The 15495-nt window shown below is 64.6% G+C and carries 20 protein-coding genes and 3 pseudogenes; 14 read left to right on the top strand and 9 right to left on the bottom strand.

Annotated elements, in window-relative coordinates; all coding sequences use genetic code 11:
- Window positions 1–9 precede the first annotated feature (9 nt).
- Both P6U28_RS10805 and P6U28_RS10810 read left to right on the top strand, forming a co-directional pair.
- Window positions 10–1269: a serine hydrolase gene (locus P6U28_RS10805; RefSeq protein ID WP_122403642.1), complete on the top strand. Its 1260-nt coding sequence runs from the start codon at window positions 10–12 to the stop codon at window positions 1267–1269.
- A 33-nt stretch (window positions 1270–1302) separates the two neighbouring features.
- A pseudogene (locus tag P6U28_RS10810) lies at window positions 1303–1584 on the top strand (ArsR/SmtB family transcription factor); the annotation flags it as partial.
- A 60-nt stretch (window positions 1585–1644) separates the two neighbouring features.
- Here the strand turns inward: P6U28_RS10810 and P6U28_RS10815 are convergent.
- Complete coding sequence (locus P6U28_RS10815; protein ID WP_122403641.1) at window positions 1645–2145, bottom strand: peptide deformylase; 501 nt, start codon at window positions 2143–2145, stop codon at window positions 1645–1647.
- 119 nt (window positions 2146–2264) lie between these two features.
- Here P6U28_RS10815 and P6U28_RS10820 point away from each other — a divergent pair, with 119 nt between their 5' ends.
- Window positions 2265–2624: a helicase-related protein gene (locus P6U28_RS10820; protein ID WP_407122198.1), complete on the top strand. Its 360-nt coding sequence runs from the start codon at window positions 2265–2267 to the stop codon at window positions 2622–2624.
- Window positions 2625–2889: 265 nt separating this feature from the next.
- Window positions 2890–4110, top strand: a complete 1221-nt coding sequence (locus P6U28_RS10825; protein WP_122403640.1) for an MFS transporter — start codon at window positions 2890–2892, stop codon at window positions 4108–4110.
- Window positions 4111–4131: 21 nt separating this feature from the next.
- Here the strand turns inward: P6U28_RS10825 and P6U28_RS10830 are convergent, their stop codons facing one another.
- Together P6U28_RS10830 and P6U28_RS10835 are read right to left on the bottom strand one after the other, a co-directional pair.
- The gene (locus P6U28_RS10830) at window positions 4132–4518 is read right to left on the bottom strand and encodes an ester cyclase (RefSeq protein ID WP_122403639.1); all 387 of its coding nucleotides are present in this window, start codon (window positions 4516–4518) and stop codon (window positions 4132–4134) included.
- Window positions 4519–4534: 16 nt separating this feature from the next.
- Window positions 4535–4732: pseudogene (locus tag P6U28_RS10835) on the bottom strand (LysR family transcriptional regulator); the annotation flags it as partial.
- Between the two features lie 24 nt (window positions 4733–4756).
- Here P6U28_RS10835 and P6U28_RS10840 point away from each other — a divergent pair.
- Window positions 4757–4885: pseudogene (locus P6U28_RS10840) on the top strand (oxidoreductase); the annotation flags it as partial.
- 15 nt (window positions 4886–4900) lie between these two features.
- Here the strand turns inward: P6U28_RS10840 and P6U28_RS10845 are convergent.
- The gene (locus tag P6U28_RS10845; RefSeq protein WP_122403638.1) at window positions 4901–5773 is read right to left on the bottom strand and encodes a bifunctional helix-turn-helix transcriptional regulator/GNAT family N-acetyltransferase; all 873 of its coding nucleotides are present in this window, start codon (window positions 5771–5773) and stop codon (window positions 4901–4903) included.
- 259 nt (window positions 5774–6032) lie between these two features.
- Window positions 6033–6335 (bottom strand): ATP-binding cassette domain-containing protein, encoded by a 303-nt coding sequence (locus P6U28_RS10850; protein WP_122403637.1) that lies wholly within the window; start codon window positions 6333–6335, stop codon window positions 6033–6035.
- A gap of 256 nt (window positions 6336–6591) precedes the next feature.
- Between P6U28_RS10850 and P6U28_RS10855 the strand changes: the two genes are divergently transcribed.
- From P6U28_RS10855 to P6U28_RS10880, 6 genes are all read left to right on the top strand, one after another.
- A complete protein-coding gene (locus tag P6U28_RS10855) occupies window positions 6592–8256 on the top strand; it encodes an acetolactate synthase large subunit (RefSeq protein WP_122403636.1) in 1665 nt (554 codons plus the stop codon).
- A 143-nt stretch (window positions 8257–8399) separates the two neighbouring features.
- On the top strand, window positions 8400–8747 hold the full coding sequence (locus P6U28_RS10860) for a Lin0512 family protein (RefSeq protein WP_018646107.1): 348 nt from the start codon (window positions 8400–8402) through the stop codon (window positions 8745–8747).
- Window positions 8748–8751: 4 nt separating this feature from the next.
- A complete protein-coding gene (locus P6U28_RS10865; RefSeq protein ID WP_162500310.1) occupies window positions 8752–9444 on the top strand; it encodes a GNAT family N-acetyltransferase in 693 nt (230 codons plus the stop codon).
- A 69-nt stretch (window positions 9445–9513) separates the two neighbouring features.
- Window positions 9514–10698: a serine hydrolase domain-containing protein gene (locus tag P6U28_RS10870; protein WP_407122200.1), complete on the top strand. Its 1185-nt coding sequence runs from the start codon at window positions 9514–9516 to the stop codon at window positions 10696–10698.
- Window positions 10699–10794: 96 nt separating this feature from the next.
- Entirely contained in the window at window positions 10795–11010 is a 216-nt protein-coding gene (locus tag P6U28_RS10875; protein ID WP_244607665.1) for a hypothetical protein, read from the top strand.
- A 25-nt stretch (window positions 11011–11035) separates the two neighbouring features.
- On the top strand, window positions 11036–11701 hold the full coding sequence (locus tag P6U28_RS10880) for a DUF429 domain-containing protein (RefSeq protein WP_407122201.1): 666 nt from the start codon (window positions 11036–11038) through the stop codon (window positions 11699–11701).
- Window positions 11702–11734: 33 nt separating this feature from the next.
- Here P6U28_RS10880 and P6U28_RS10885 read toward each other — a convergent pair whose 3' ends face one another.
- Window positions 11735–11914, bottom strand: a complete 180-nt coding sequence (locus P6U28_RS10885) for a hypothetical protein (protein WP_145987020.1) — start codon at window positions 11912–11914, stop codon at window positions 11735–11737.
- A gap of 164 nt (window positions 11915–12078) precedes the next feature.
- Here P6U28_RS10885 and P6U28_RS10890 point away from each other — a divergent pair, with 164 nt between their 5' ends.
- Both P6U28_RS10890 and P6U28_RS10895 read left to right on the top strand, forming a co-directional pair.
- Window positions 12079–12225: a hypothetical protein gene (locus P6U28_RS10890; RefSeq protein ID WP_164936862.1), complete on the top strand. Its 147-nt coding sequence runs from the start codon at window positions 12079–12081 to the stop codon at window positions 12223–12225.
- A gap of 87 nt (window positions 12226–12312) precedes the next feature.
- Entirely contained in the window at window positions 12313–13017 is a 705-nt protein-coding gene (locus P6U28_RS10895) for a glutathione S-transferase family protein (RefSeq protein WP_122403631.1), read from the top strand.
- A 2-nt stretch (window positions 13018–13019) separates the two neighbouring features.
- Here the strand turns inward: P6U28_RS10895 and P6U28_RS10900 are convergent, their stop codons facing one another.
- The 3 genes from P6U28_RS10900 to P6U28_RS10910 all read right to left on the bottom strand — a co-directional run bounded on the left by P6U28_RS10900 (window position 13020) and on the right by P6U28_RS10910 (window position 15030).
- Window positions 13020–13802 (bottom strand): sulfite exporter TauE/SafE family protein, encoded by a 783-nt coding sequence (locus P6U28_RS10900; protein ID WP_122403630.1) that lies wholly within the window; start codon window positions 13800–13802, stop codon window positions 13020–13022.
- Between the two features lie 3 nt (window positions 13803–13805).
- Entirely contained in the window at window positions 13806–14438 is a 633-nt protein-coding gene (locus P6U28_RS10905; protein WP_122403629.1) for a TetR/AcrR family transcriptional regulator, read from the bottom strand.
- Window positions 14439–14658: 220 nt separating this feature from the next.
- The gene (locus P6U28_RS10910; protein WP_407122203.1) at window positions 14659–15030 is read right to left on the bottom strand and encodes a tRNA-binding protein; all 372 of its coding nucleotides are present in this window, start codon (window positions 15028–15030) and stop codon (window positions 14659–14661) included.
- A gap of 104 nt (window positions 15031–15134) precedes the next feature.
- Here P6U28_RS10910 and P6U28_RS10915 point away from each other — a divergent pair, with 104 nt between their 5' ends.
- The gene (locus P6U28_RS10915) at window positions 15135–15494 is read left to right on the top strand and encodes an ArsC family reductase (RefSeq protein ID WP_122403627.1); all 360 of its coding nucleotides are present in this window, start codon (window positions 15135–15137) and stop codon (window positions 15492–15494) included.
- The last annotated feature ends 1 nt before the right edge of the window (window position 15495 follow it).

Below are 15495 nucleotides of genomic sequence, written 5' to 3' on the forward strand. Positions count from 1 at the left end.
CCAGTGTTGATGTCTGTCTCGCCCACCGCCACGCGACCGCACGCCACCGCCCTCGAAACCGACCCCGAAACCCTCGGCTGGATGCGCGGCTTTCCGCCGCCGGCGGACCGCACCATCACCTTCCAGGACGGCTCGTTCCGCAGCTTCCCCGAGCTGCGCTGGGCCTGGAGCAACATCCGCCAGCTGGTACCGACCGTGAACGTCTGGCGCGGGGCGGGGCCGGCATCGGTGTTGCCGCGCCAGGACCACGACATCGGCGCGGTCGCCTCAATGACGATGGACGGCCGGCCCGTGACCTTCGCAAAAATGCTGGAGGAGACCTACGCCGACGGCATCGCGGTGCTGCATCGGGGCAGGCTGATCTATGAGCGCTACTTCGGCGCGCTGAAGCCGCACAAGCCGCATATCGCGATGTCGGTGACGAAGTCGTTCACCGGCGTGCTGGCGGGCATTCTGGTCACCGAGGGCAAGATCGATCCGCAGGCACCGGTCACGGATTATGTGCCGGAGCTGAAGGCAAGCGCGTTCGGGGACGCGCGCGTGCACGAGGTCATGGATATGACCACGGGGCTTCTCTACACCGAGGTCTATACCGACAAGAACTCGGATGTGTGGGGGCTGCGGCGCGCCAACGGCATGGCGCCGATTCCGCCTGGCTATGACGGCCCGACCACCATCTTCGACTTCCTGATCGCGCAGAAGAAGCAGGGCGAGCACGGCAAGGCTTTCGCCTACAAGACCGTCAACACCGACGTGCTGGCCTGGATCGTCAGGCGCGCCAGCGGCATGACGCTGTCGGATCTGCTCTCCGAGCGCATCTGGCAGCCGATGGGCGCGGAGGAGGACGCGCATTATCACGTCGACCGCATCGGCACCGAGAGCGGCGGCGGCGGTCTCTCCACCACCTTGCGCGATCTCGCCCGCTTCGGTGAGACCATGCGCAATCACGGCCGCTTCAACGGCCGCCAGGTCGTGCCTTCACAAGTCGTAGAGGACATAGGGCGCGGCGGCGATCCCGAAAAGTTCAAACCGGCCGGCTACACCACGCTGCCGGGCGCCTCCTATCGCAATCAATGGTGGATCACGCACAACGCGAACGGCGCCTACATGGCGCGCGGCGTCCACGGCCAGGGCATCTACATCGATCCCAAGGCCGAGATGGTGATAGCCCGCTACGCCTCGCACCCGATGGCGGGCAATGCCGCCAACGATCCCGTGACGCTGCCGGCGTATATGGCGCTGGCGAGGGCGCTGATGGCGGGCGGGTAGGGGCGCGACACACTCGCTGTCATCGCCCGGCTTGATGTTCAGGAAGTCATTGGGGCCGAGTTCGGTATCACCCAGGCGGCCGGCTCGCAGCACCTCAAGGTGCTGCGCGAGAGCGGCTTTGCGAGCGTTCGGGCGGAGGCGCAAAGGCGGCTCTATTCGGTCGACGTTGCCGGGCTGCGCGCGGTGGATGCATGGATCGGCCAGTTCAGGAATTTCTGGGAGCCGAAGCTGGACGCGCTGGCCACCGAGATCGCGCGCGGCAAACGAGAGCGTCGCAATGCGCCGATCAACAAGCGGAGCGGGAAGAGGGCGTGAGCGGGCTCCATCCGGTTCTACATGGCTCAAATTGGTGGATGACACTGTCGCCAATCCCCCCTATGCGTTCCGCGACATCTTCTCGAACTTCTTCACCAGCCGTTCCCGCTTCAGCCGCGACAGCCGCTGGATCCAGAACATCCCGTCGAGCTGGTCGATCTCGTGCTGATGGCAGACGGCGCGCAAGCCCTCCGATTCCTCGTTTTGCATATTGCCCTCGACGTCCTGGTAGCTGATCCGCACCCGCGCATGGCGCTGCACCTCGTCGTTGACCCCGGGCATCGAGACGCTGCCCTCGCGATGCATGATCATCTCGGGCGAGGCCCATGTGATCTCCGGATTGACGTAAGTCCGCGCGCCATCCTTGGCCTCGAGCTCCAGCACCACGACGCGCAAGGGCACGCCGATATGCGGCGCGGTAATGCCGATGCCGGGCGCGGCGCGCATGGTCTCGAGCAGGTCGTTCACGAGGTCGCACAAGGACTCGTCGAACGCGGTGACGGGGCGGGCCGGCAGCGCGAGCCGGCGGTCGGGATAGCGCACGATCGGGCGAATACTCATGCAGGCTCCTACCACTCACTCACGGATCGTTGAAGCATCCCCGCACGGCGCTGTGAGCCGCTCTGTTATTCCGGATACGGCGTGCCGTCCTTGTGCAGGAAGGGAAGCGCTTCGATGGCATGCGTTACAGCCTCCTCACCGGCGACACCAGGGGCCGCAAGACCGCGATCGAAGCCTTTCAGAACGGCGCGGCGAAGGTGTTCCTGGTCAGCCTCAATCTCACCGCTGCCGTCACCGTGATCGTCTTCGATCCCTGGTGGAATCCCGCGGTCGGGGAACAGGCCATCGATCGTGCCTACCGGAGCGGGCAAGACAAGGCGGTGTTCGTTTACAGATTTGTCGCCGCCGGCACGATCGAGGAGAAGATGGACGAACTCGAGGCCCGAAAGCGGGCCCTGGCTGACAGCCTGCTCGAGGGCGATGGACAGATCGCTTCGGCGCTCACCGAGGACGACGTCAGGGCCTTGTTCGAGGCTTGACCGAGCGCGGCACGGCGGTGAGCGCGGCCGGGGGATGTTGCCATTATGCCGGTGTTTTGCCCGACAGGTCAAATCGCGCCCTGACATCGCAAATGACCGTCCTCGTAAGTCATTGATCCCGCTGGTGCCGGCTACTGTGCATGGGGTTGTTTTTTCACTTTTTGCTTCGGGTCACAAAAGCGTGCGGCAAAAATGACGTGACCGCTGTCGGCCGGCGCCGTTCCCATTCGTCTTCCATGTGAGACAGACCTGACGGGAGACCGAAATGACCTCTTCCAACTATCGCTGGGTGATCGTCGTCGCTGGCGGCCTGCTTGGCTGCGTCGCGGTCGGCGGCATGTTTTCGCTGCCGGTGTTCCTGCAGCCGATCGCAAAGGACACCGGCTGGTCGGTGACCGGCATCTCCAGCGCGATGACGATCGGCTTTCTGGCAATGGCCTTCACCAGCATGGCCTGGGGCACCGCAACGGACAGGTTTGGGCCGCTGCCGGTGGTGCTGACGGGATCGACCGTGTTGGCGCTCAGCCTGTTCGCGGCGAGCCATGCGACCTCGCTGATCGTGTTCCAGATCGTGTTCGGCCTGCTGGTCGGGGCGGCCTGCGCGGCGATCTTCGCGCCGATGATGGCGACCGTCACGGGCTGGTTCGACACAAATCGCAGCCTCGCCGTGTCGCTGGTCTCGGCCGGCATGGGCATGGCGCCGATGACGATGTCGCCGCTGGCGGCCTGGCTCGTCTCCGGCCACGACTGGCGCACCTCGATGCAGATCATTGCGCTCGTGGTCGGCGCCATCATGATCCCGGTCTCGCTGCTGGTGCGCCGTCCGCCGGCGCTCGCGCAGGCCGCGGCCGCACCGGCGGGCGAGGGTGCCGCGCAAGGCGAGATGTCGATGGGCGAGGCGCTGCGCTCCCCGCAATTCCTCATCTTGCTTGCCACCAACTTCTTCTGCTGCGCGACCCATTCCGGTCCGATCATCCATACCGTCAGCTATGCCGTGAGCTGCGGCATTCCGCTCGTCGCGGCGGTGACGATCTACAGCATCGAGGGGTTCGCCGGCCTCGGCGGGCGCATCGCCTTCGGCCTGATGGGCGACCGCTTCGGCGCCAAGCGCGTGCTGGTCTCCGGCCTCCTGCTGCAGGCGTTCGGCGCGCTCGCCTATGTCTTCGCGCATCAGCTCACGACGTTCTATGCGGTCGGCGCGATCTTCGGCTTCATCTATGCCGGCACCATGCCGCTCTACGCCGTTCTGATCCGCGAGAACTTTCCGCTCAAGATGATGGGCACGGTGATCGGCGGCACGGCGATGGCCGGCAGCCTCGGCATGGCAACCGGCCCGCTCGCCGGCGGCCTGATCTACGACGCCTTTTCCAGCTACGCCTGGCTCTACATCGCCTCCTGGGCAATGGGCTTGGGTGCGTTCCTGATGGCCATGACGTTCCGCCCCTTCGCAAAGCCGCAAGGCGAGATGGCGCCGGCAGCGGCGTGAGCGCCGGATCGAGGCGCGGCCTCAGAGCTGCGTCTCGATCGCCGCCTTGTCGATCACCGACCAGACCTGCCGGATCTTGCGGTTGCGAAATTCGTAGAACACGTTTTCGTGGAAGGACACGCGCTTCCCATTGACCGCAAGGCCGAGGAATATCCCGACTGGTGTGCAATCAAACTTCAACCGGGCAGCGATGCGGGAAGGATCGGAGATCAGCATCTCGATGTGAAATTGCAGATCGGGTATCTCCCGAACATCCCGTTCCAGCATCGCGCGATAGCCCGCAAGCCCAAGCGGCCGCGCGTTGTGGGCGACCTCATCGTGCACGAATTGTCCGAGGGCCGGCCAGTCCCGCCGGTTCAGGCAGGCGATGTAGTCGCGGTAGATGGCGGCAAGATCGTCCCTGGCCATGGCAGGTTCCTTCGGCTCATGCGCGCCGCTGCACGTGATCGATGAGCGCGCATAGTTTTGGCGCGACGTTGCGGCGGCTCGGACAATAGAGGTAGAAGCCGGCGAAGAACGGGCAATAGTCTTCCAGGATCGGCACCAGCTCGCCGCGTGCGATCGCGGGCCGGAAGCTTGCCTCCATTCCAAAGGTGATCCCGACGCCGGCCGCCGCGAGCTTGGCTCACCGCCGATCGGGTCACGCGCGATGAAGACCTATCGCGCCATCGCGCTTCAGCCCGACGCGATCGCGCGAGCCGTGCGCTTTGCCATCGAGCAGCCCGAAGATGTCGATGTCAACGAGATCGTCGTGCGCCCGACGCGGACGAGATGACGATGCCCCGCCGCATCAGAGGCGCTTCTCGAAGAAGAGGTCCGGATAGGGATCATCGTTGAAGCGCGGGATCTCGCGCCAGCCCGTGCTGCGATAGAGCTGACCGGCTTCGGGCAGCGCGCTGTTGGTGTCGAGCCGCAGAAGCGTGATACCGAGCTCGCGCGCGGTGCTCTCGGCCGCATCCATCAGCCGCCGGCCGAGCCGCAATCCGCGTGCCGCGGGCGCGACCCAGAGTCGCTTGATCTCGGCGTAGCCGTGGTCGGTCCCCTTCAAGCCGACGCAGCCGATCGGCAGCGTGTCCGAGATCGCGACGATGAAGCTACCGCGCGGTCGGCGCATGTCGTTGGCGTCGGGGTCGCGCGACAGCGAGACGTCAAAGCCCTGCTTGAAGCGGCGGCCGAGCTCGGCATAGTACTCGCCGAGACAGTAGCGGGCCTGCTCGCTTCGCGGATCCATCTCATCGAGTGCAACACGCTCGCGCGTCAGCGCAGAGGCGACCAGGTCCATCGCCGCCAGCAGCACCTCGGCTTGCGAATGTTGCGCCAAGATGCCGTCGGCCTGCGCGTTCGACAGCGCCTCGTAGGCCGCGAACTCGCGCCGGCCCGCCCGCGTGAGCTTTGCCATGCGCCGACGCGCATCGTCTTCGCGCGCGGCGGTCTCGATCAGCCCTTCGTCCTCGAGGCTGCGGAGCAGCCGGCTCATCAATCCGGAATCGAGACCGAGATAGTCGCGGATCTCGGCGACGTCGGAGCGCCCGTGGCCGATCGCATTGAGCACGCGCGCCGCGCCGAGCGGCCGGCCGCGCCCGAGGAACGAGGTATCGAGCGCACCGACGGCAGAGGTGACGGCGCGGTTGAAACGGCGGACGCGGGCGACCGGGTCGAGCATGATATCTGACTTTAGTCAGAGATCGTGGACTGTCAATCGCGGATCGAGCCGCGTGCGCGGGCGCGGACGGCAAATCTGTCGGCAAGGACCGCGCATCGTTGTCGCCATGATGCCCGGCGGCGGACTCGGCTTCCTTCAGGAAGGCGACCAGCGCGGTCATGAACGCGACCGTCTCTTCCGTCGTGATGTGGCGGACAGTCTCGGCCTTCTCGGCGCGGCGGTTGTTCTGCTCGGATGCAGCCATCGGCCCTGCTCCTCGTCAGCGTTCGCGGAAAGCACGGGTCAGCTCGTCGCGGAGCGGACCAAACAGATATTCGAACAGCGTGCGCGGCCGCGTCGGCACGATCACGGCGGCGCCGTCTGCCTTGGCGCTGAGTAGCGCAGCCTTCAGCGCCTCCTCGCCGGGTGCGTCGAGATTTGCATTGGGCTCATCCAGCACGAGCGGCGGCGGCCGGCCGATCAGAGCGCGCGCAAGACCGAGCCGCTGGCGCTGTCCGCCGGAGAGGCCGACGCCGCCGACGCCGAGCCGGGTGTCGTACTGCCGCGGCAGATCGAGCACCATGTCGTGGGTCGGCGCCGAGACCGAAGCATCGGTGCCGCCGGTTCCCGCAAGGGCAGCGCGCTTGACTCTGTTGTGCGAGGTATTTGAGACGCTGCCGCGAACACCAATCCATCACCGTCACCCCTCAGGATGACGGAACGTGCTCAGACAACGAATAAAGTGTTCAGTCCACGCTGCATTGTGAGTTGTGCCGGAACGATGGACGGCTACGATGGGCGGCTCCCGGAGCTTGGGATGCGTAACGAGCGGAGACGACATGAGCGGACAGGACCATAAGGTGAAGGGATCGGACCTGTTCGTCGCGGCCCTGGAGAATGAAGGTGTCGATCGCATCTTCGGCATTCCCGGCGAAGAGAATCTCGATCTGGTCGAATCGCTTCACGCCTCCAAGATCGAGCTGGTCCTGACCCGCCACGAGCAGGCCGCTGCCTTCATGGCCGCAACCCATGGGCGGCTGACCGGCAAGCCCGGCGTTTGTCTGTCGACGCTCGGCCCCGGTGCCCTCAACCTGTCTACCGGCGCCGCCTATGCGCATCTCGGCGCGATGCCGATGATCCTGATCACCGGTCAGAAGCCGATCATGAGCAGCCGGCAGGCGCGCTTCCAGATCGTGGACGTGGTCGCGACCATGAAGCCGCTGACGAAGCTGTCGCGGCAGATCGTCAGCGCCTCCAGCATTCCAACTGTTGTACGCGATGCGTTCCGCGTGGCGATGGAGGAGCGGCCGGGCCCGGTGCATCTCGAACTGCCCGAGGACATCGCGGGCGACGAAGTGCCTGGTGTCCCCGTGATCCCCGTCCATCCGATCGAAATCCCGGTCGCCCATCGCGCCGCGCTCGACCGCGCCGCCGAGATGATCGTGGCCGCAAGGCGCCCGCTGGTGATGATGGGGGCGGCGACCAGCCGGCCGCGGTCGACACATGGCATCGCAAGTTTCGTGCGGCGGACCGGCATTCCGTTCTTCACCACGCAGATGGGCAAGGGGACCGTGCCCGGCGGCACCAATCTCTACATGGGCACTGCGGCGCTGTCGGAGCGCGATTACGTTCACGACGCGATCGATGCCGCCGACCTGATCGTCGCCATCGGGCACGATCCGGTCGAGAAGCCCCCCTTCATCATGGGCCCCTCGGGCCCGAAGGTCATTCACGTCAGCTATACCCCGGCGAGCGTCGAGCAGGTCTATTTCCCCGATGCCGAGGTTGTTGGCGACGTCGGTCCCAGCCTGGAGCTGTTGGCGGATCGGCTCGAAGGCAAGCTGCCGCAGGCGGCGGCGCTGCTCCCGCTCCGCGAAGAGATTCTGAACCACATCGCCGATCGTGCCACCGAGGCGCGCTGGCCCCCGACGCCGCAGCGCATCGTGCACGACATCCGCCAGGTGATCCCCGAGAACGGCATCGTCGCGCTCGACAACGGCATGTACAAGATCTGGTTCGCGCGCAACTACCGCACCCGCGTCGCCAATACGCTGCTGCTCGACAATGCGTTGGCGACCATGGGCGCCGGCCTGCCGTCGGCGATGATGGCTGCGATGCTCTATCCCGACCGCCGCGTGCTCGCGGTCGCCGGCGACGGCGGCTTCATGATGAACAGCCAGGAGATGGAGACGGCGGTCCGCCTCAAGCTCAATCTGGTCGTGCTGGTGCTGGAGGACAACGCCTACGGCATGATCCGCTGGAAGCAGGCCGTCGATCATTTCGCCGATTACGGCATGACTTTCGGCAATCCCGACTTCGTCCTCTATGCAAAGGCTTACGGAGCGAAAGGGCATCGGATCGTGAGCATCGACCGCTTTGGCCCGACTCTGGAGGCTGCCTTCAAGGAGGGCGGCGTGCACCTCGTCTCGATCCCGATCGACTATTCGGAGAACGTGCGGGTGCTGGTCGACGAGCTGCGCGCGCATGAGAAGGCAAAGGCGTGAGAACCACGGTCTCGTGCCCCGGCTCTGCGCAGCAACGTCAAGAGCGTTGCAGCGCGTCCGGGACACGAGAGCAATACTGCGCTTGTGCCGCGCGTCCCGATCGCCGACACTCTCAATCACTCGACCAACCACAGGACTTTGAAATGACTCGCGTTCGTTGTGTCACCGAGATGGGTATGGGCGTCGATGTCCACGGCAGGGACGCCACCAAGGCGGCGAAGCGGGCGGTGTCGGATGCCATCAGGCATTCGAGTCTCGGTTTCTTCCGGATGATCGGCAAGACCGCGAACGACATGTTCGTCGATGTCACGATCGGAGTGCCCAACCCCGAGGCGGTGGACAAGGAAGCCGTCGCAAAGGAGCTGCCTTACGGCACCGTGACCGTGACTGCGGTCAAGGGCGGGCTGGAGATCCCCTCGGCGACCGAAGTCGCCAACGACCCCATCCTGATCGCAAATGCCGCCGTCATCGTCAGCTTCGACAAGGACTAGGCCGGTGTCCGACAGTGACTTGGCGCTGCTGGATCGCCCGATCTGGAGCGCGCTGACGACGAGCCAGAAGCATCTGGCCGAGGGCGGCCCGCAAGCGCTGCGCTATCCCGTGGACATGACGCCCTTTGCCGACATGGCCGACATGTCCGCTGCAAGCTTTGCGGCGCTCGGCGATCTCATGTCACCTTCGCAGGTCGCGGCGCTGTTCACGCCGGAGCCGGTTGACGTTCCCGCCGGGTTCAAGGTCGTTCTTGCCGACACCGGCGAGCAGATGATCGGCTCGCCCGCCGATAGTCCGCTTCGCGATGCCGAGATCGTCACGCTGGGGGCGGCCGACGTGCCTGCCATGATGCGGCTGATCGAGCTGACCAAGCCCGGTCCATTCGCGCTGCGTACCCATGAGCTTGGCACTTTCCTCGGCATCCGCGCAGGTGGCGAATTGGTCGCGATGACGGGTGAGCGGATGAAGCCGGGAAAATTCGTCGAGATGACGGCCGTCTGCGTGCATCCGGACTATCGCGGGCGCGGCTATGCACAGGCGCTGCTCGCAGCGGTCGCGCGCCGGATCGAAGCGCGCGGCGAAATTCCGTTCCTGCACGTGTTTTCGAGCAATACGTCGGCGATTGCGCTGTACCAGCGGCAGGGAATGAAAATCCGTCGCCGCCTGTACGTCACCGCGCTCATGAAGCAGGGATGAGCTGCGCGGCAGGCTTCATATCGTAGGAAATCTCGTTATATCGATCCCAACCAGAATTGGGGGAAACACATGGACGCCAGGACGACAGATTTTTCCGCCGCACGGACGGCGATGCAGCGCTACGTCGATCAGGAGATCATTCCCGGTGCGTCGTGGGCGGTGCTGCGGGGGCGCGAGGTCGTCGATCAGCAATGCGTCGGCTTTGCCGACCGCGAGGCGAACACGGCGCTCCGGCCCGACCATATCTTCCGCGCGTTCTCCAATACGAAGATCTTCGTCACCTGCGCGATCATGCTGCTGACCGAGGAAGGTCGCATCGGACTCGATGATCCGGTCGAAAAGTTCCTGCCGCAACTCGGCAACCGCAAGGTCTTGAAGCAGGGCGCGACAAGCCTTGCCGACGTCGAGCCGGCGAGGGGGCTGATCACGATCCGCCAGCTGCTGACCCACACATCGGGCCTCAGCTACGGCATCTTCGATCCCGGCACCGTGCTGTTCAAAGGCTACAACGAGGCGCGTGTGCTCAATCCGCTGACGCCGCTCTCCGACATGATCGACAGGCTTGCCGACTTGCCGCTGTCCTATCATCCGGGCGAAGGCTGGGAATATTCGGTGGCGACCGACGTGCTGGGCCGCATCGTGGAGGTCGTCTCGGGCAAGTCGCTCGATGGCTTCCTCAAGGCGCGCATCTTCGATCCGCTCGGAATGACCGACACCGGCTTCTACGTCCCCGAGGCGCAGCAGGGCAGGCTGGTTGCGCTCTACAACGGCGTCGACGTGCTCGATCCCATGAAGCCCGGCCTCACGCGCGCCGACCATCTGCCATATCCGCAGGCGTATCGGCAGCCGTTCCCGCGGCTCTCGGGCGGCGGCGGTCTGGTTTCGACCCTGCCGGACATGCTTGCGCTCGTGCGCGCTCTACTGCCCGGGCCGGATGCTCTGCTGAAGCCGGAGACGCTGCGGCAGATGATGACGAACCAGCTCCCCGCAGGCCAGACCATCCGCTTCGCCAATCTCGGGCCGATTCCCGGCAAGGGTTTTGGTCTCGGTGGCGCCGTGACCTTCGCGCCGACGCCGTTCGATCCGCCGAACTCCACCGGCGAATTCCAGTGGGGCGGGCTTGCCGGCACCCATTGGTGGATTTGTCCTGAGGCCAATACCGCGGGCGTGTTGATGGCCCAGCGTTACATGGGCTTCTGGAATCCGTTCTTCTTCGAGTTCAAGCGCCTGGCCTACCAGGCCCTTGGAGCCTGATCTCAAAAAAAATTGCACGCGCCCGCGAATCCTTTTCGGCCAGCGCGCCCTCTTGATGCTCGAGGCATTCGGCCTCGGCTCATCTCGGAGGATGCGATGGCATTTTACAGGAAGAATATCGGCGGCCTGCACCAGGCGGTGCGGATCGCGCTGGGCGTGGCAGTGGCGGGCAGCATAGAGGACGCAGGCGAGAGGCTTGCCTTCCGTCTGCAATTCGCGTCAGTCTTTCCACCGATCGAACTCGCCTTCGCCGGCCTCGGCGACGGCGAACGGCCGCAGCGAGTGCAGCACCCGCACGGTGCCGGCGTGTGAGAATTGCAAGTGACGGACGCATGACGTGCCAAACTATCTCGGCCTCGATGGATTTCGCTTCGGCTGGGTCGCTGCCTGGATCGACGACCGCGGCGATCACGGCTTCGACTATTCGCCGGGCTTGATGCGCCTGCTCGCGATCCCGCACGCACGTGCGATGATCGACATGCCGATCGGATTGAACCCGAACGGCTATCGCGCTTGCGATCTGCGGGGGCGCGAATTGGTCGGCCCTGCCGTGTTTCTCGGTGCGCGCCGAGACCTTTGGACGTTCCCGGACATGGCTGCCGCCAATCGCCATTACTGGGAGCACGAAGGCAAGGGCAGGGGCATATCTGCGCAGCTCTGGAACATCAGGGACAAGATGAGAGAGCTCGACGAGGCCATGACGCCGACGCGGCAGGCGATGATCGGCGAGGCCCATCCCGAATTGATCTTCTGGAATCTCGCAGGGCGTGGCCGTCTCGCAAGGAAGACGTCGGCGCACGGTCTCGAACAGCGGACCGCGCTCCTGGCGCAGCGCGGTTTCACGCGCCTGCCGAAATGGCTGACGCAACGCCACGGCACTGGCATCGGCCGCGACGATCTCGTCGACGCCTGTGCCTGCGCGGTCGCGGCGCGTGACAGCACGGAGTGCGTCGGCGGCGAGGAGATCGATCCTCGCGGCTTGCGGATGGAGATCAACTACTGAAACCGATCAGCCATTCCGATCGCCTTGGAGATGTCAGTGACTATTGCGACCCGGAGTCGAGGAGCCGCCTTCGTCGTCCAATCTTGTCGCCCTCGCTTCGTACTCGTCTGCCATCGCTCGCAACCGTTGTGCAGCTTCGCCATGATCGAGCTCGTTCGCGACGCGGCGACAGCGTTCAGCATGATCGAGCAGGGCGCGCTTCTCGATGTTCATGCAGCGACAACGCTCAAAGGGATCATTCGTCCCTGCACGGGTCGTCGGAACAGCGCGATGGCTTCGCGCAGAATTCGGGAAAAAACAGCAATATTTCCATGCCGCCTCGGAACGTGGCGCTTGCGCCGACGTTTACGCCTAAGACTGCTGAGGAACAGAATTTGATGTACGACGTGTGCCAATTGGCGACCGCGATGCTCGCGATCGCCTTCACGGGCCTCCTGTTGACCACGGGTCAACGGTTCATCGCGTATCGACTGCAGCATGAGGCAATGATCCCGATCGCGGCGATGGCGACGCTGCCGCGATGAGTGCGGGTTCGCAGGGATAAATCGTGACTTGCGCCGGACGGCGTCCTGCCTAGATTGTGCACGCTCAGTCATGCACCAAAGGTCCCGATGCCCGATCTGTCCGCCTTTCCCATCACCAAGCGTTGGCCGGCGAAACATCCCGAACTGCTTCAGCTCTATTCCTTGCCGACGCCGAACGGCGTCAAGGTCTCCATCATGCTGGAGGAGATCGGGCTTCCTTACGAAGTTCACCTCGTCGATTTCGGCAAGGACGATCAGAAGACGGCCGAATTCCTCTCGCTCAATCCGAACGGCAAGATCCCGGCGATCCTCGATCCCAGCGGCCCCGGCGGCAGGCCTCTGCCGCTGTTCGAATCCGGGGCGATTCTGCAATATCTCGCGGAGAAAACCGGCAAGCTGCTGCCGCAGGATGCCGCGCGCCGCTACCAGGCCATCCAGTGGCTGCACTTCCAGATGGGCGGCATCGGACCGATGTTCGGCCAGGTCGGCTTCTTCCACAAATTCGCCGGCAAGGAGTTTGAGGACAAGCGGCCCCGCGACCGCTACGTGGACGAGTCCAAGCGCCTGCTCGGAGTGATGGAGGCGCATCTGTCCGGCCGGCAATGGTTCATGGATGACGACTACACCATCGCCGACATCTCCATGCTCGGCTGGGTGCGCAATCTCATCGGCTTCTATGGCGCCGGCGAGCTCGTGGAGTTCGGTCAGTTCAAGGCCGTCGGCAGCTGGCTCGAACGCGGGCTCGCGCGTCCTGCGGTGCAACGCGGGCTGAACATTCCGAAGCGACCGTAAGTTCAGCTCAGCGCCTTGTGGGTCATATAGAGCGCCATCAGCGAGACGAAGGCGATCATGGCCCGGCGCAGCGCTGATTTGCTGACGCCATTGGCCATGCGTGCGCCGAGATCGATCCCGATCCAGAGGCCGGCAAGTATGCCGGTGACGGCCGGCCAGCCGACCATGAGCCCCTTGCTCCAGTAGATCCAGGCCGCTGGAACGTTGGTGGGGATGATCGAGAAGACGAGGCTGACGAGCTGCGCCTGGTGCTGTGGGACGCGAAGACCCGCAGCAAGGCCCACAGTGGTCGCGAGGCCGCCGCCGATGCCCATGAAGCCCGAGGAAAATCCGGCAAGCAGACCGATGAGGAGCAGGGGCAGCCAGGGCAATTCGGCTGAAGCGCTTGCCTCGCTGACGTCGTCCTTGCCGTCACGGCGCAGAGCCAACATTGCGATCAGCGCGGCGAGATAGACCACGTAGGTCCATTGCAAGACCGAATCGGAGGCAGCCGCCGCGGCATAGCCACCGCCCGCGCCACCGACGAGAAATCCGATTGCGATCCAGACGATCCATTGCAGCGGGCTGCGGTTGCCGCTCTGCCAATAGCGGCGTGCGCCGGCGAGACCGGTCGGAGGGATCTGCGTGATCAGCGACGTGCCCTGGGCGACGTGCTGCTCGGCACCGAGCAACAGCACGGAGAAGATCACGAGGCCGCCGCCCGGGCTCGTGCCCGTAAAGCCTGACGCCAGTCCTGCAACCAGACCGACACCGACGCCGGCGAGGAGTTCATGAAGCGAGGACATCGTTCATGTCCTGGTTCGTCGCTTGACGTCCGGCTTCGGCATGCGCAAGCCGTCGATCACGTTGTCGACGGCCGCCATGCAGGCGTCGACGTCGAGGTCCTCGCCCCAGCACTGTTGCAGCACAAAGCCTTGAAAAGTCGCGATCAGCACGCGCGCGATCGCCTCGGCGCGGAGCTCGCGCTTGATGAGCCCGTCATGCTGGCCGCGCTCGACCAGCGCCACGATCAGCGCGCGCGGCATGTCGATGCCTTCGACGACGCTGCTGCGGATGCGGCGGTTGCGCAGCGCTTCGGCCCAGCCATGGATGCCGACACGGCGGCGGGCTTCGCCGGCGGGATCGGTGAGCCATTGCGCGTAGACGCGGACCAGCGCGTGCAGCCCTTCGATTGGATCACCGGATCCTTGCGCCACCGAGTTGAGCACGGCCTCACGGCGATGCCGGTCGTCCGCGAGCGCTTCGATCAGGTCGTCCTTGCTCTGGAAGTACAGATAGACCGCGCCGTGGCTCAAGCCCGACCGCTTGACGATATCGGCCATGCCGGTCTGGTGAAAACCGTTCTCGGCAAAGCAGGCGAGGGCCGCTTCGAGGATCTGCTGACGCCGGCCTTCGCGCTTCTTGTCGCTGATCTTTGGCATCGGCCCGGTCCATAAATAACTGACGGATCGATCGTTTTGGGGAGTTGGTCGAGGATGCACCAATTCCGGCGCGATAAAATAAAAAAAACGATCGATCAGTTATTTTGAAAGGATGACGATGGCAAGTCAAGACCTGCTGACGCCGATCGGGAGACAAGCCGGTGAAGTGGCTGGCGCGCCCCTGCCGGAGGCGGCGGGGCGGCTCTGGTTCGTGTGCCCGCTAGAACAGCCGTCCGCCGTTCGGCACAGGCTTGCTCGGCTGCACCAGCACGAGCTTGCCGTTCGCATCGGGGAAGCCGAGCGTCAGCACCTCGGAGACCACTGGGCCGATCTGGCGAGGCGGGAAATTGACGACGGCCGCGACCTGTTGCCCCACGAGGGTATCGAGTGGGTGGTTTTCAGTGATCTGTGCCGAACTCTTGCGCACGCCGACGGCGGGACCGAAATCGATCCACAGCCGCCAGGACGGCTTGCGTGCCTCCGGAAACGGCTTGGCGTCGACGATGGTTCCGACACGGACATCGACCGCGAGGAAGCTGTTGAAGTCGATGGTCGGTGAGGCGGCAGCTGCGGGATCGTGGGTGACGTGCATGGAATGTCCGTTCGGAGAGTTGGCGGCGTCCGCAATATTGTCGCGCGAGCCGGAGTTTCGTACAACGCCAAGAGTGTCACGATACGCCATGCGCGAGGAGCGTCTTGCCCAACATCATTTACGGCATCAAGAACTGCGACACCATGAAGAAGGCCCGCGCCTGGCTCGATGCGCATGGCGTGCCTTACGACTTTCACGACTACAAGGCCGCAGGTGTCGAGAAGGACAAGCTCAAGCAGTGGAGCGACAAGGTCGGCTGGGAGGCGCTACTCAATCGCGCCGGGACGACCTTCAAGAAGCTCCCCGATTCCGACAAGAAAAGCCTCACCGAGAAGAAGGCGTTGGCATTGATGCTGGCGCAACCATCGATGATCAAGCGGCCCGTGCTGGAAATCGGCAGCAAGCTGCTGGTCGGCTTCAAGCCGGATATCTATACCAAGGAGGTCGGCGGCAAAGCGCGCTGAC

The sequence above is a fragment of the Bradyrhizobium sp. STM 3561 genome (assembly GCF_045571455.1).
Taxonomy (GTDB): domain Bacteria; phylum Pseudomonadota; class Alphaproteobacteria; order Rhizobiales; family Xanthobacteraceae; genus Bradyrhizobium; species Bradyrhizobium vignae.

What these genes read in the sequence shown, in the direction of transcription:
- P6U28_RS10805 (WP_122403642.1), top strand. Translation starts at nt 10, where the DNA reads ATGTCTGTCTCGCCCACCGCCACGCGACCGCACGCCACCGCCCTCGAA.
- P6U28_RS10815 (WP_122403641.1), bottom strand. Translation starts at nt 2,145, where the DNA reads ATGAGTATTCGCCCGATCGTGCGCTATCCCGACCGCCGGCTCGCGCTG.
- P6U28_RS10820 (WP_407122198.1), top strand. Translation starts at nt 2,265, where the DNA reads ATGCGTTACAGCCTCCTCACCGGCGACACCAGGGGCCGCAAGACCGCG.
- P6U28_RS10825 (WP_122403640.1), top strand. Translation starts at nt 2,890, where the DNA reads ATGACCTCTTCCAACTATCGCTGGGTGATCGTCGTCGCTGGCGGCCTG.
- P6U28_RS10830 (WP_122403639.1), bottom strand. Translation starts at nt 4,518, where the DNA reads ATGGCCAGGGACGATCTTGCCGCCATCTACCGCGACTACATCGCCTGC.
- P6U28_RS10845 (WP_122403638.1), bottom strand. Translation starts at nt 5,773, where the DNA reads ATGCTCGACCCGGTCGCCCGCGTCCGCCGTTTCAACCGCGCCGTCACC.
- P6U28_RS10850 (WP_122403637.1), bottom strand. Translation starts at nt 6,335, where the DNA reads ATGGTGCTCGATCTGCCGCGGCAGTACGACACCCGGCTCGGCGTCGGC.
- P6U28_RS10855 (WP_122403636.1), top strand. Translation starts at nt 6,592, where the DNA reads ATGAGCGGACAGGACCATAAGGTGAAGGGATCGGACCTGTTCGTCGCG.
- P6U28_RS10860 (WP_018646107.1), top strand. Translation starts at nt 8,400, where the DNA reads ATGACTCGCGTTCGTTGTGTCACCGAGATGGGTATGGGCGTCGATGTC.
- P6U28_RS10870 (WP_407122200.1), top strand. Translation starts at nt 9,514, where the DNA reads ATGGACGCCAGGACGACAGATTTTTCCGCCGCACGGACGGCGATGCAG.
- P6U28_RS10875 (WP_244607665.1), top strand. Translation starts at nt 10,795, where the DNA reads ATGGCATTTTACAGGAAGAATATCGGCGGCCTGCACCAGGCGGTGCGG.
- P6U28_RS10885 (WP_145987020.1), bottom strand. Translation starts at nt 11,914, where the DNA reads ATGAACATCGAGAAGCGCGCCCTGCTCGATCATGCTGAACGCTGTCGC.
- P6U28_RS10890 (WP_164936862.1), top strand. Translation starts at nt 12,079, where the DNA reads ATGTACGACGTGTGCCAATTGGCGACCGCGATGCTCGCGATCGCCTTC.
- P6U28_RS10895 (WP_122403631.1), top strand. Translation starts at nt 12,313, where the DNA reads ATGCCCGATCTGTCCGCCTTTCCCATCACCAAGCGTTGGCCGGCGAAA.
- P6U28_RS10900 (WP_122403630.1), bottom strand. Translation starts at nt 13,802, where the DNA reads ATGTCCTCGCTTCATGAACTCCTCGCCGGCGTCGGTGTCGGTCTGGTT.
- P6U28_RS10905 (WP_122403629.1), bottom strand. Translation starts at nt 14,438, where the DNA reads ATGCCAAAGATCAGCGACAAGAAGCGCGAAGGCCGGCGTCAGCAGATC.
- P6U28_RS10910 (WP_407122203.1), bottom strand. Translation starts at nt 15,030, where the DNA reads ATGCACGTCACCCACGATCCCGCAGCTGCCGCCTCACCGACCATCGAC.